We start from the raw sequence: 13361 nt of genomic DNA, 5'->3' as shown, positions 1-13361 counted from the left end.
AATATCATACAATTTCAACGAATATCAAACGAACGTAGTCAAAAACGTAGTCAAAACGTATTAAAAGAATTACATTTCTAGATAGTTAGCAAACTTCAAAATAGCCTCTTCTTTCGCCTTTTTTGTGACGTGGGCGTAGATATTCATTGTTGTTTGAACGTCACTATGACCTAAACGATCTTGAACTTCCTTAAGGCTAGCCCCAGCTTCGAATAACAACGAGCAATGTGTATGACGTAAACCATGTGTCGTAATTGTTCCTAGCTTGTATTTCTTCTGTACATGTAGAATCCACTTGCGAGTTTTAGTAGGCTGTAAATACTCATTTACTTCATTACTGAATACTAGTTGCTTTGGTTGCATTGTATTGTAACCAAGTACTAAATAGTCCTGCTTTTGTTGCTTCTTCCATTCTTTCATAACAGACATTGTTTTATCATCCATTTTAATGGAGCGTGCTACACCTGTTTTCGTCGTTTTCATATATAGCTTATTATCTTTCCCACGTGATATAGCTTTATTAATACGAAGCTCATTTGATGTGAAGTTTAAATCATTCCAAGTTAAAGCTAATGCTTCACCTTTACGCATGCCGCTAAATGCTAATAATCGGAATAATGCATAGGCTTTAAAATTACTTTCTTGCTCTAGGCATGACAGGAAGTGAATAAGTTGTTCACGTGTATAGAAATTTTCCGCTTCTTCTCCATCATTCTGTACTATTCGTTTTTTAAATACATTTACAGGTGCTTCAACATGTGTGAATGGGTTGGTTTGTAAGAATCCACGCTTAACAGCAAAATCTAATACTTTTGCTGCGTATGCTTTTACAGTACGAAACTTCTTTAATTTCCCCGCCCACTCATTTACATGCTTTTGGCATATATCAATCGTGATTTTTTCAATCTTGTAAGCACCCATTGAAGGGAGTATATGATTTTTGAACAGGCCAGTCGTTTTAACGAATGTGCTTTCTTCTACCGTATTCTCATACTGAACCACCCATAGGTCATAAAGCTCCTGATAAGTTTCAGCACGTTCTTGCTTGTATGTACCGTTAGCTACATCTAGCTTGATACGTGCAAGTGCTAATTCCGCCTCTTTACGTGTTTTAAAGCCACGCTTCATTGTACGCTTCTGTTTACCTGTTAGTGGATCAATCCCTAAATAAGCAGGGAATTCATATCGTGTTTCACCGTTCTTTAGCTTATAGCCTTTAATTGGTGAAATTTTCTTTTTTGTCATTTCAGTAGTTCCTCCTAAATCAGTTGAGGGGGCAAATGATAAAAGAGAGGATTTACCTCATGATTATTATAACGAATCATAAGATAAATCCCCACCATTAATTAAAAACTATGCTCTTGAAAGAAGCGGTCAATTTCCTTGCGTGATATACGTTTCACACCATCAATTTCACATACTTGTAAGCCAAGTGTACGGTACTTCATAAGTGTGTTATACGATACACCAGCGTACTTTGCTCCTTCTTTTAGTGAAAGCCACCCACTATCAATAAATTCATGATGTGCAGTTTGTATTGCTTTTTGTACGGCTTTTATAACTATTTCTTCAAGATCTGTATTTGTTAAATTTATATTCATTTTTACATGCCCCTTTTTCATTTAATCCCCGCAATTTAATTGCTGTTATGGATTTATACGAGGCAAAAAGGGCATTGTTAAATCCAATTTGATGCTACCACGAAAATGAATTGTTAAAGCTTGTCAAATAAAATTCAAACGCTGAATGGATAAAAAGTAATGTTTAAATTGGAATCTTCTAGTTCCCCCCCGGTGCCTACTAAATCAATTAATAAGGTGGGATATGGAGGGAGCTACGTGATACCTATGAATATTTTTTCATGAAGGTTGTTGCATATTTAAAATTAAAATTTAATTTTATTATTTCACTTGCGTATGTAGATTATGTCGGAGGTGAAAAAAAGCAACACATTTAAATTGCTAAGGAACTTTATTCCATCCATTAGCTACTAGAAAACTAATTAGTGTATTCATTAATAGTTATAGCAATAATAAAAGCACTTTGAAATTGGTGCAAATAATTGAAGGAGTCATATAAATGAAACTTACAGATTACCTAAAGGAGTTAAACGCAGGAAAGAAATTCAAACCTACTGCAAATTTGGGATATGTATATGCACCGAATTGTATTCGTCGCTGTTTACGTATATCACAAGAAGAAAAATTAGTATTATTTGAAATATATAGTCTATACAACGAAGAAAAAGGATATGCATTCCCCACTCAACAAACATTGGCAATGTACGTAGGTGTTAGTTCATCCTCTATTAGTAAAGCATTAAAACGTTTAGAAGAAAAAGAGTTTATTACTTCTTATGGTGCTAAAGGTAAGAAAAAACGCTACATCCCCAATTTTGCATTACATGAAAATCCGTACTTAGTATTAAGTGAAACTTTTCACTTTGTCACTAAGGTAATTAACAAACATATACCAGAGGAGTTATGTGGAGCATGGGGGAATAAACTGTTAGCTCTTGTAAATGTAAAAAAAGAATATGAGTTTACAGAAAAGGATATGTACGGAAACTTTATAAAAAGCTTCGATAAAAATACCACACCTTCAGATTTAATGGTTTTTATCACACAATACATTTCTAATACCTATCATATTAAACTAGATATTGATTGGAAGAATGAAACAAAAAAAACCAAAGAAGAAGAAACAGTAACACCTCATTCACACTTCAGAAATTATAAAAAAAGAAAAAGTAATGAGCTACAACCGGATGAGCATGAGCAAGAGGAACTTAAAATTTGGATGAGAGAAATGGGGATAGAAGATTAACAATAAGCAGTTTCAAAAATGAAATGCCAATAGTTATTTATAATAATCTAACTTTCAAAAAAGAAAGTGCTCATGCATTTTTGCAATGTCAACTTGCTTATTTGCAGACATACTAATATATATTATAAATATCATTTAAACTACTATTAGATACTATTCCGCAAAGCGGTTCCCCAAGGAGAATCTAAGAGGAAATATTAAAACAAAGGAAAAGTATGTGCATAGATAATCACATGCTTTTTCTCATAGACTACAGTACTCAAATCCTATAAAAATTTATTTAATTTGGCTTAGTGTTTTTCCCTCAACAGTAAGAAATGGAGAGGTGTGGTGCGTTTTCAAAAGTTATAGGTGCACCAAAACGCAATAAATTTCTCTCATAAAGTTATTACGAAAAAGTTACTCATTATCTTTCCAAGCGATTAAAGACTCAATAAACATTAAAACAGCATTTTGATCTTTCTTAGAACGGCCTTCTAACAGACATACGATTTTTTCTAACTCAAAGCTAAGCACTTTTGATTGGGTTTCTTTATCATCGAAAAGCTCTTCTAAAGTAATTTCTAACGCAGCGCATACTTTTGCAACACTCTCGATTGTAGCGTTCTTTTCTCCACGTTCAAGTTGTCCAATATATGTGTAATGCAAAGAAGCACGATATGCTAATTCTTCTTGACTAAGACCACGTTCTTTACGTAAGAAGCGAATTCTCTCCCCAACCATTTTTGCTAAATTCGTCATGTAACCACCTCATTATTAAGGATTGTCGAGAAATGAATTTATAACCATATACCTGTGCTTTTTAATTTGATCAAAAGCAATAAGCTTTCAGAGGAACTAGTAAAATAGGTCTGTTTATTGGTAATTCAAACCAATAAAAATAGGTGATTTATAGGTTGTATATGATATGATAGATGTGACTGCTTTTTTAGTGAATATCTTGTATAAAAGCCAATTTTATTAAGTTTTAAGAAGATAAACTTGTATAACGTTTATTGATTCTATAATTGGTGTTATAGGCAGTAAACATTTTCAAAATGAAAATTAAATTAAGATTTTATATTTGAAAATCTATATTAAAAAATATTTTTTGACTTAAGGAGATATAAGTGATGGTACGTTCTTCAACAATTATTAATAGTCAATTGTGGAAAAAATCTTTAGGGGATTCTTCTGAATGGGGCTTTGATAACGAAAGACAGCGTTTAATAAATGCGTTTGACAGCTTTAGGGAAAATGCAAATGTATTAGCAAATGAAATCGCAATCGATTTACCAGACTTTACTGTACATGATGAAACACATTTAGATGCATTGTGGGAGATGGGTAGTCAAATAGCTGGAGATGGTATTACGCTTAATCCTATTGAAGCCTTTGTATTTGGTGGTGCTGTGTTGCTCCATGATCTGGGTATGGCGTCAGTTGCATATATTAATGGTGTAGACGATTTAAAAAAGGGTGAAGAATGGGAAGATGCCTTAGAATATGCATTCAGACAAAGTTACGGTAGACCTTCAACAATAGAAGATAATAAATTTGAGGATAATAAAATACTCAAAATTGCTACTGAAAGTCGGTTACGATTATTACATGCTCATCAAGCAGAAAGACTATGTTTTCTTGAATGGAAAAGTAGCGAAGGTATTACATACAAGCTATTAAATGATACTCAGTTATTAGATCATTTAGGAGAGGTTATAGGGAAAATTGCTGCAAGTCATTGGTGGCCTATTGAGAAAGTGGAAGCTGAGTTAAAGAGAAATTTAGGCTCTCCTACACCTTATCCTGTTAGTTGGAGTGTAGATTGTTTGAAAATAGCTAGTCTTCTGCGATGTGCAGATGCAGCACATATAGATAATAGAAGGGCTCCAAGTTTATTAAAGGTATTAAGAAGACCAACTGGTTTATCTGAAAGCCACTGGACTTTTCAAAATAAATTATCAAGACCAGTACTTGAAAATGATTTGCTAGTATATAACTCAATAAGAAGTTTTAAGGAAGATGATATTGAATCATGGTGGATTGCTTATGACACAATTCGAATGATTGATAATGAAATAAAGTATGTCAATAATACATTGAAGAATAATGGTAGAGAGCCCTTTAAAGTATATGGTGTCAAGGGTGCGAATAATGTAAATATTTTATCTGAACATATTCATACTCAAGGTTGGGAACCTGTAAATTTAGATGTGAAAATTAGCAACGTGAGTCATATCGTAAAACATTTAGGTGGAGCTGAATTGTATGGAGATTTTAAATACATACCATTGAGAGAAGCAATCCAAAATGCAGTAGATGCAATTGAAGCTAAGAGAAAATTATATGGATGGGATGAAAATTTCGGAAAAATTGTTGTATCCTATGGTGAAGATGAGTATGGCAGATGGATTGAAATTTCTGATAATGGGATAGGAATGTCAAAAAGGGTTGTTACCGAGAAATTATTAGATTTTGGATCCTCATATTGGCAAAGCTCCTTAATGATGGACGAGCATATAGGCTTATTAGCTAGAGGTTTTAAAAGCATAGGAAAATATGGATTAGGTTTTTTCTCTTTATTCATGCTAGGTGATGTTAGTGTTACTACGAGATCTGTACATGCAGGACCTGAAGAAACATTTGCACTATCGGTTAACAAAAATTTAAATCACAAACCTATTTTAAAGAAAGTAAATCGAACTCAACAAATACCTGATTCGGGAACTAAGGTTAAAATATACCTAGATGAAGAAGTTTCAATAGAAGAGATTGCAAAAAGTTTATCGTTAAGGCACCTTAGAGAATTTCCTGATATTAAGGATACTTATGGGCAATTATCCTATATATTAAAACTTATGGCTCCCACACTTAGTGTAGATCTTTATTTAAAAATGGAGACTGAAGAGAAAATTATTGGAGCAAATGACTGGAAAAGTATTGATAATAAAGAGTTGATTAGTAGGTTAATTGGATATGAGTTTGAAGCGCTATCAACAGAATATAAGGAATCAATAGAAAAATTTCAGCATTTATTAACTCCTATTTATAATCAACGAGGAGAAATGGTAGCAAGATTAGGTATTATGCCTATTTCAAAGCGTAATGTACATTTATCAGGAATGATTACTTGTGGTGGGCTAATATCAGAATTCACAAATAGAACTATTGTGGGTGTGCTAACAGGAGAAGCTATTACCGCAAACAGATATTTTTGCAAACCATATATTACGGTTTCTGATTTATCAACATGGGCTCAAGAACAATGCTCTGAAATTGAAAAATTGAAATTAGATTTTATTTTGCAATGCAGTGCTGCAAATATTATTAATTTATGTAATGCACATACACAAAATTTATTAATTTGCGATACTAATGAAGGTTATAAGTCATTTAATGATTTAGTGAGTATGGATTTATCTAAAGAAATTGTATTAACTGAGAGAAATGTAATGGATAAAATAGAGAAAATAAATGAAAATGTAATAGTTATTGGAGGTCTGGGGGGGAGCTTTTTTGAGGTAACATCTCTTAATTATATAAATTATTGGCCATTGGAAAATGAGGAGGACTATTCATTTAGAGGCAACAAATTGGTTACTAAAGCTATTGCAGAAAACTGGGGTGTAGATGTTAATTCAATCACTGAAGTATCCATTATTAAATATAAACATGATGAAGGTGTAAATAAGGCTATTGGTGTTAATAAATATGGGGAAGAGATAATGAAAAAGGTAACTTTATTGAAAATGCCTACTCTTGGGTCAGTTAAACAATAGATTAAATTTAACATTAATGTATACGGACAATTATTAAATAAAATATTTTATCGTAGTCAAAAACGTAGTCAAAAAAATTAAATGCCCCCGCAACTATTGATATATAAGTACTTTGAGACAGTTGGTTCGACTCCCACCGTCTCCATACTCAAATTGGTTGACGATTTTCACGATTAGGGATATTGAACGGGAGTTTAACTCTTGTTGAATATCCCTTTTGTTATCTCTAAGTAAAATTAACATATTTAAATCTGTTCCTAGACCTTCTAATCAAAATGATTGGGAGGTTTTTTCTTGTCTAATAGAAAACGAAAGCATCTTTTGTTATAGAGCTTAGGGCAATGGCATGAAAGCAATTATGTAGTTTATTTGGATTAATTAAAAGTTCTTAGGGAGCTAGATGTAGAATTTTCGATATGAGTAACGAGATGTTTGTATGGCTTGTAGTTATATTAAACAAAAATAGCTCTCAACACATTAGTAGTGTGAGAGCGTGATATATAGTTAGTTATATTAAAGTGAAATTTTGTAATATATCAAGTTCAATCTGTTCTATAATTTCTTCTTCTTCAAGACCTATACTGTTATAAAATACTTTTCCAGCTTCAATTAAATCATTCTTAGTTGCTTGAGTATTTAACAGCGTTGCATACTCTTCAAGATAATTCTTTTGACTGTAAGATAAGTCTTTTATTCCCATTGAAGTTAGTATTTGATATAGGTACATTTCAAAATCTAAAATTCCTATTAAGTCAAATTTAATGAGCGCTTTTGCAATATTACTATCGTAACCCACTGCAATTTCATAGAAAAATTCACCATATAACTCTTTCGTGTATTTAGGAGTATTATTATTTAGGCTAACTGCATAGTCTTTTAAATATTTCAGTCTATAAGAGGTGATATTGCTATCGATTGTACTAGTATATAAATAATGTTCTGTGGAAGCGATTGTATCGTTACTGTCATATTTGTATGATGTATATTTTTCCTCTAAAGGAAGTAATGTAGATAAACCTAAAAAGCTAAAATTATCTCGAATAAATTTATTAGGTGAAGTTTTAAAGTGTGGACGCACATATGTACCGTCTTTACGATAATATCCTTTAACATATACTAGCTCATTAATTTGTTCGTACCCAATGAGATTGTGTCCTTTGTATAAGTTCACTATGTTTTTTGTAGAGTACTTTGAAGTTGAATTGTTATTGTTGAAGTAATAATTGGAATTATAGCTTGAAGAACTACTAGAACTTGAGCTACTTGAGCCACCTGAATTTCGATAGTGAGATTTCACATAAGTACCATCTTTACGATAGTATCCTTTAACATAAGTTTTCTTTGCTTCCACATCATCTGCAAAAAATCCAAGAAATAGTGGAAATACAATTATAAAACTTAGTAATACTAATAATCCTTTTTTCATAAGATACCTCCAATTTTTTATGCTAATTTTACCATGAATATCTTTTTTTGGGTAATGTTATGTGGGATTTGTTGATAGGTATTCGAAAAAAATAAAATGAACTACAGGCTATTGAAAGTGAGACCTGAAAATTAGATTGTGGTGTAAAAAACAATTGTTGGTATCGCAATTTTGAATATATGCTGTTAACCAGATCGCTGATTTCATATCTAAAAATGCCTCCACATACATTGTTTTACTATACGGTAAAGCAGCTATGAAATATATAGACAGGTATGTGTTCACTCGTTACACGATTTTGAATAGAAAGTCCTCCTGCCCGATGTTCTTGTGTTTCTGGCTCTCCAACAAAGCTACAATCAACATGAGCCTCATGATAAAAGTGATGTATACGCTTTAGCCCCCGCGAAAGAAAACCCTTTTTTGGCAGTGGGGACAATAAAGTTCTTTTTTAGCTGATAACGACTTTAAGAGGGTCTTATCATCATTAAAAGCAAATTGTTTTTCTCTGTTTTGATCAATTGCTACGAACATTTTCTCACCTCTTTTAGTAAGGCATTTATTTTACAAGTTAGCAGGATACTACTTGGAATTTGATATAGTAACAATAATTACATATATTTACATCAGTATAGAAAAGATTGTGATGATTGAACAGGATAATAAAGAGAATTGTTTATAAAATTTTTAAACTTTTTAACTAAGTGTACCTAAATAGTGTAAAATTATGGTGTTTATATGAGGTGGAGGTAATAGTGTGGTAAGTCCAATAAGTATAATTAAAAATAATTCATTCTTATTTAAGGCAACAAATATTCAAGAAGTTGCAAGGTTTCTTGCAGAACATCTAAATACAACTAAATATAAATGTTATGATCCAATTGAACGATGCTATGTTTATGACATTCCATTCTTTGTTGGAGAAGATGAATATCGATTTGTTTCACCTGACGAAATAGCGGCAAATCGTCGAAAAGAACTCGAAGAAAGAGATCATAAAAATGCGCATAGAATTTGGTTAGTCCCAGCAAATCCGAATGAATATGACATAGAGAGTGCGTTTACCCGATATGATACATTAGACTGGAAACGATCTTATAATTATGAAAATGGCGATATTTTATACATATAAGTTTCAAGAGAAGTTATAGAAGGGTTGGTACGTACTAAAGATTTTACATATAATAAAACGTTTTGGATGGATGAACAGAAATTTGAGCAATCCAATGAGTGGGATTGGACACGTATACGCTTAGTTGATGAAGTTGATAATCCAGAACTGTCTCTAGCACATTTACGTGAGCAAGGTTTGAAGGGGGATATTCAAGGATTGATGAAATTAACGGGTGTATTGCGTGTTTATATTATGCCATTCTTTGATAGGGACTTAACGGATGGTTTTATCCTGATGAAGTTCCTGAAACATTAGAAGAAGGAAAGCGTAAAAGTGTTATGGTGAATGTTTATGAACGCAATCCTTTTGCTCGCAAACAATGTATCGATTATTATGGGATACAATGTCAAGTTTGTAATTTGGATTTTGAGAAAACCTACGGAGAAGTAGGGAAAGATTTTATTCATGTACATCACATAAAGACACTTCATCAAATACAACAGGGCTATATCGTAGATCCAATAAAAGATTTAATACCTGTTTGCCCAAATTGCAATTCAATGCTTCATCACAAAGAAAAGGGTGTATATTTATCGATAGAACAATTAAGGGAACGTATTTTAGATAGCCATTGAAGTAAAAAAACCGTTAAGTGTTCCGTGATAAAAGTAGTTCGCCATAAATTAATTAGTCCCATCTGCATTGAATAGCAGGTATTACAAAATTGGATATTTAAGTTAACTTTACTGTAGAGGTGATGGGAAATTCCCTACACCTACTTCGTATAGGGAAGGGAATATAGGGTTTATGTCTAATATAAAAATAATTCAAAATTTCATTAATAGCACAAAGGATTTATATTGTGATGATTGTCTATCGTCGGTATTGAATATTAAACCGAGACAGCAAGTTAACCAAATATGTAATAAACTACAAGTACAAGGCTTTATAAAAAGAGAAATCAAGCAATGTTGTAATTGTTTAAAAGATAAATTGGTAAATGAAAATTAGTATAACAAAAACAATTGGAAAAATGTAATTGCAGCTTCTGATACGAACTGATAATTTTTAATGGGTATAGAATAATAATCTTTTATATTAATACGTGTTTATTGATTGGATATTTAAGAGGAGGAAAGAATAAACTGAAAAATAACTTGGGAGAATAGAATATTCCGAATTTTTATTGGAAATTCCTGTGAGGGAAATGATATAATAAAAATGCCTGCTATTAATACGCTAGCAGTATACAATGTTTGAAACATTCAAGTAGTAAGCTAAAGAACGAATCAAGCAGAATAAGAAACAGTGGAACAAAGATTTCCATTATATCACCTTCCTGGCTACTAACTTTGCAATTAATCTCATTGTAACAGATAAGTTGAATCTCATTCTGGTGTGCTACATCTAAAAATGGTCAATATTGTAGTACTATGACTTTGCGCTGCAGAAGGGACGATAGACAGATACCAGATCTGCTGTCCCTTCCGCTCCAAAAAAAGAGGTGTAGGAATGCTTAATCCTGAAAAATATAAAACTAAAAGGTATTTACATTTTGATAAAAGAGTAAAAATCGAAAATGTTGAAAGCTATGTAACTAATTCTAATAAAATTGGAAAGCATAGCTTTTTACCATTTATTCACTATGTTTCATCCTTTAATAAGAATATAGGAACAAAAAATCCCGAAATGAAATATCGACCAATTAAGAGGAAAGATCGTAACATTATGTATTCAGGTCATCTTGATAATTATATTTACAAATATTATGCAGATGAAATTTTAAATACTAAATACAATAATTGGTGTTTACATTTTGGAATTGATGAATGTGTAACGGCATATCGAAATAAAAAGGATGGAAAATCTAATATTGATTTTGCTGCTGAAATTATAAGTAATATAGTCAATTTAAAGGAAGCCTATATTTTAGTGGGGGATTTTACTAGTTTTTTCGATAAAATTGATCATAAGTTATTAAAGAAAAACTTAATAAGAGTGTTAGAAGCGGAGAAACTGAGTAATGATTGGTTTAATGTCTATAAATCCATTACTAAATACGGCTATTATGAAAAAAACTTTTTAACAGAGAAATTCGGTACTGATAAGCAAATTAAAAGTACGGGTAAGAGAAGTTACTTTAATGAGTTAAAAGATTTTAGGACATTTCAACGTGAAAATCCAGCAAATAAAAATGAAAACAAATATGGAATTCCTCAAGGGACAGCGATTAGTGCAGTTTTTGCAAACTTATATTCTATAGAATTTGATTTAGAAATGAAGCAGTTAGCTGATCGATATTCAGGTTTGTATAGAAGATATTCAGATGACTTTATTTTAGTAATTCCAATGAAGAAAGAGCAGTTGAATTCATTTGATTGTTTAAAAAAAATAGAAGTAGAAGTAAGAAATCTAGCTTCAAAGAATAAAATTGAAGTTCAAGAAGAGAAGACTGGATTATTCATATACAGTGACTCTAAGATTAAAAATTTAAATGATCCAAAAACAGGTCATATAGATTATCTTGGATTTGTTTTTGATGGAAATTCGGTGAAAATGAGAGGGAAAAGTCCTTATAAATTTTATCGTAAAGCGTACCAAATGATAGATAGTGCCAAGAAAGTAAAAGATAAAAAATCTTTAGAGAAATTGCCATATAGAAAGAAAATTTACAGTTTGTATACTGATCTAGGTATTAATAGAGGAGAATTCGGGAATTTCATCACTTATGCCAAACGTGCTCAAGAAAAATTTGATGAGATATCGCCTCATACAAAGAATATAATGATTCTACAGATAAAAAATCGAAAGAAAAAAATCGAACGGCGCTTAGGAATAAATATTCATACAAAGGTTCAATAAGTTAATATTGAGGTTTCATATTGTGAAGCTATTTAAAAAAATATATATGAGCTATGGAGAAGTAAATTCCCAAATTTATCAAAGTCAATATTCATAAGCCCATGATTAAAATTAAAAATAAGTATTAAAAGGATACAAAAACATATAGAAAAACAAATGTTGAAATAAAGCATAACTTTTCCAAATGGAAAAGTTATGCTTTATTCTTCTTTAGAAACGGAATGCCCCCTATTTTGCAGGAGTTTAGCTACAAAAAAATACTCCAGGCGTACAAAAAATAGGACTGGTCAACCGATTATGTACGAAAGTAGCTCCAAAAATAGATAATAAAATTTAAGCACACACAATCTGGAGTTGTAAGTAACTCATCATTTTTGCATCAAAATATAGAAGAATGATCTCTGGAAAAATAAAAGTGGATTTCTGGAAAGCATTACATCGACTCTGTTAAAAAAAGGCGAAATGGTTTTGTAATAAGTACCTTAATAACACCACCTACCTATAAATATAACGAAGATTTATATAGCAATGAGTTTCGTGTCAAGCCTTATCAGAAAAGGATTTCACCATCCCTGACAAGGCTTTTTATTGCAATATTCATGCATGTGTCTGTAACTGAATAATCCGATTATGCTTAACAATAAAAATGCTTCATATAGTAGCCGACCGCATGTGCACGATTGTAAGTGTTCGATTTGCGCATGAACGTTTTAATATAATGCTTCACTGTCGCCTCACTAACCTTCATATACTCGGCAATCTCAAGGGTTGTCCAGCCTTCTGCAATAAAATGGAGTGTCTCTAGTTCCTTTCCAGTAAACTTGCCCTGTAGTTGCCCGACTTTATGTTGCCCAACAATTTGATCACTCATATAATCAACAAATCGGATTAAATCGATTTGCTGCTGTTCGGACAGCTCAGCATCAAAATGCACCGAAATCATTCCGACCAACACTTGTCGCTTATGGATTGGTAATACTGCCACACATTTTGTAGAAGAGGGTAGCTTGTATTTTGGTGGAATGCTCGTTGCAAGCATTCGTTCATTCACAAATAAGGGCTGACACTCTTTTACTCCTATATATAATAACGGCATGCTGATTAATGAATCAATTCGATCAAGCGGCTTCGTAATTTTCTTTTCTGTATTAATTTCTAGAAAGACCTCTACTAAATTATCGAAATGGGAATAACGGTAAACTTCCGCAAAACTACATTGATGCTTTGTAACTAATTGAACTAGTAGGTCACTAACCTTTTGCGCACTGTTTTCATATATTAATTTTTCAATAACATCTACCTTCAATAATTAGCACCGCCTTTTATTTAAAAAGATAATTGTAAACGCTTAATTACCTAATAATATAACATTTTT

General features: G+C 31.9%; 13 protein-coding genes. 6 read left to right on the top strand and 7 right to left on the bottom strand.

The window, feature by feature from the left end:
- Positions 1–69: 69 nt before the first annotated feature.
- Entirely contained in the window at positions 70–1245 is a 1176-nt protein-coding gene (locus tag M3166_RS13045; protein WP_251690276.1) for a site-specific integrase, read from the bottom strand.
- 101 nt (positions 1246–1346) lie between these two features.
- Positions 1347–1601 carry a helix-turn-helix domain-containing protein gene (locus M3166_RS13040; RefSeq protein ID WP_251690275.1) on the bottom strand — a complete coding sequence of 85 codons (255 nt, stop codon included), beginning with the start codon at positions 1599–1601 and terminating at the stop codon, positions 1347–1349.
- A gap of 478 nt (positions 1602–2079) precedes the next feature.
- On the opposite strand from M3166_RS13040, the gene M3166_RS13035 reads away from it, so the two are divergent.
- A complete protein-coding gene (locus tag M3166_RS13035) occupies positions 2080–2826 on the top strand; it encodes a helix-turn-helix domain-containing protein (protein ID WP_251690274.1) in 747 nt (248 codons plus the stop codon).
- A gap of 399 nt (positions 2827–3225) precedes the next feature.
- Here M3166_RS13035 and M3166_RS13030 read toward each other — a convergent pair whose 3' ends face one another.
- Positions 3226–3567 carry a helix-turn-helix domain-containing protein gene (locus M3166_RS13030; protein WP_251690273.1) on the bottom strand — a complete coding sequence of 114 codons (342 nt, stop codon included), beginning with the start codon at positions 3565–3567 and terminating at the stop codon, positions 3226–3228.
- 371 nt (positions 3568–3938) lie between these two features.
- Here M3166_RS13030 and M3166_RS13025 point away from each other — a divergent pair, with 371 nt between their 5' ends.
- Complete coding sequence (locus tag M3166_RS13025; RefSeq protein ID WP_251690272.1) at positions 3939–6584, top strand: HD domain-containing protein; 2646 nt, start codon at positions 3939–3941, stop codon at positions 6582–6584.
- A gap of 508 nt (positions 6585–7092) precedes the next feature.
- Here M3166_RS13025 and M3166_RS13020 read toward each other — a convergent pair.
- The 3 genes from M3166_RS13020 to M3166_RS13015 all read right to left on the bottom strand — a co-directional run bounded on the left by M3166_RS13020 (position 7093) and on the right by M3166_RS13015 (position 8544).
- Positions 7093–8010: a hypothetical protein gene (locus M3166_RS13020; protein ID WP_251690271.1), complete on the bottom strand. Its 918-nt coding sequence runs from the start codon at positions 8008–8010 to the stop codon at positions 7093–7095.
- Positions 8011–8248: 238 nt separating this feature from the next.
- Entirely contained in the window at positions 8249–8449 is a 201-nt protein-coding gene (locus M3166_RS19515; protein WP_353056578.1) for a competence protein CoiA family protein, read from the bottom strand.
- Entirely contained in the window at positions 8407–8544 is a 138-nt protein-coding gene (locus M3166_RS13015; RefSeq protein ID WP_251690270.1) for a hypothetical protein, read from the bottom strand. The genes M3166_RS19515 and M3166_RS13015 overlap by 43 nt, the downstream gene beginning before the upstream one ends.
- Before the next feature lie 223 nt (positions 8545–8767).
- Here M3166_RS13015 and M3166_RS13010 point away from each other — a divergent pair, with 223 nt between their 5' ends.
- The 4 genes from M3166_RS13010 (at position 8768) to M3166_RS12995 (ending at position 11986) form a co-directional block, all read left to right on the top strand.
- Positions 8768–9142 (top strand): hypothetical protein, encoded by a 375-nt coding sequence (locus M3166_RS13010; protein WP_251690269.1) that lies wholly within the window; start codon positions 8768–8770, stop codon positions 9140–9142.
- A 24-nt stretch (positions 9143–9166) separates the two neighbouring features.
- Positions 9167–9439: a hypothetical protein gene (locus M3166_RS13005; RefSeq protein ID WP_251690268.1), complete on the top strand. Its 273-nt coding sequence runs from the start codon at positions 9167–9169 to the stop codon at positions 9437–9439.
- 23 nt (positions 9440–9462) lie between these two features.
- Positions 9463–9759 carry an HNH endonuclease gene (locus M3166_RS13000; protein ID WP_251690267.1) on the top strand — a complete coding sequence of 99 codons (297 nt, stop codon included), beginning with the start codon at positions 9463–9465 and terminating at the stop codon, positions 9757–9759.
- An 877-nt stretch (positions 9760–10636) separates the two neighbouring features.
- A complete protein-coding gene (locus M3166_RS12995; RefSeq protein ID WP_251690266.1) occupies positions 10637–11986 on the top strand; it encodes a reverse transcriptase domain-containing protein in 1350 nt (449 codons plus the stop codon).
- A 634-nt stretch (positions 11987–12620) separates the two neighbouring features.
- On the opposite strand, the gene M3166_RS12990 is transcribed toward M3166_RS12995, so the two are convergent.
- The gene (locus M3166_RS12990) at positions 12621–13292 is read right to left on the bottom strand and encodes a helix-turn-helix domain-containing protein (RefSeq protein WP_251690265.1); all 672 of its coding nucleotides are present in this window, start codon (positions 13290–13292) and stop codon (positions 12621–12623) included.
- Positions 13293–13361: the final 69 nt, after the last annotated feature.

This window comes from Solibacillus isronensis (assembly GCF_023715405.1).
Taxonomy (GTDB): domain Bacteria; phylum Bacillota; class Bacilli; order Bacillales_A; family Planococcaceae; genus Solibacillus; species Solibacillus isronensis_B.
This window is presented reverse-complemented; position numbering and strand designations above follow the sequence as displayed.

What these genes read in the sequence shown, in the direction of transcription:
- M3166_RS13045 (WP_251690276.1), bottom strand. Translation starts at nt 1,245, where the DNA reads ATGACAAAAAAGAAAATTTCACCAATTAAAGGCTATAAGCTAAAGAAC.
- M3166_RS13040 (WP_251690275.1), bottom strand. Translation starts at nt 1,601, where the DNA reads ATGAATATAAATTTAACAAATACAGATCTTGAAGAAATAGTTATAAAA.
- M3166_RS13035 (WP_251690274.1), top strand. Translation starts at nt 2,080, where the DNA reads ATGAAACTTACAGATTACCTAAAGGAGTTAAACGCAGGAAAGAAATTC.
- M3166_RS13030 (WP_251690273.1), bottom strand. Translation starts at nt 3,567, where the DNA reads ATGACGAATTTAGCAAAAATGGTTGGGGAGAGAATTCGCTTCTTACGT.
- M3166_RS13025 (WP_251690272.1), top strand. Translation starts at nt 3,939, where the DNA reads ATGGTACGTTCTTCAACAATTATTAATAGTCAATTGTGGAAAAAATCT.
- M3166_RS13020 (WP_251690271.1), bottom strand. Translation starts at nt 8,010, where the DNA reads ATGAAAAAAGGATTATTAGTATTACTAAGTTTTATAATTGTATTTCCA.
- M3166_RS13015 (WP_251690270.1), bottom strand. Translation starts at nt 8,544, where the DNA reads ATGTTCGTAGCAATTGATCAAAACAGAGAAAAACAATTTGCTTTTAAT.
- M3166_RS13000 (WP_251690267.1), top strand. Translation starts at nt 9,463, where the DNA reads ATGGTGAATGTTTATGAACGCAATCCTTTTGCTCGCAAACAATGTATC.
- M3166_RS12995 (WP_251690266.1), top strand. Translation starts at nt 10,637, where the DNA reads ATGCTTAATCCTGAAAAATATAAAACTAAAAGGTATTTACATTTTGAT.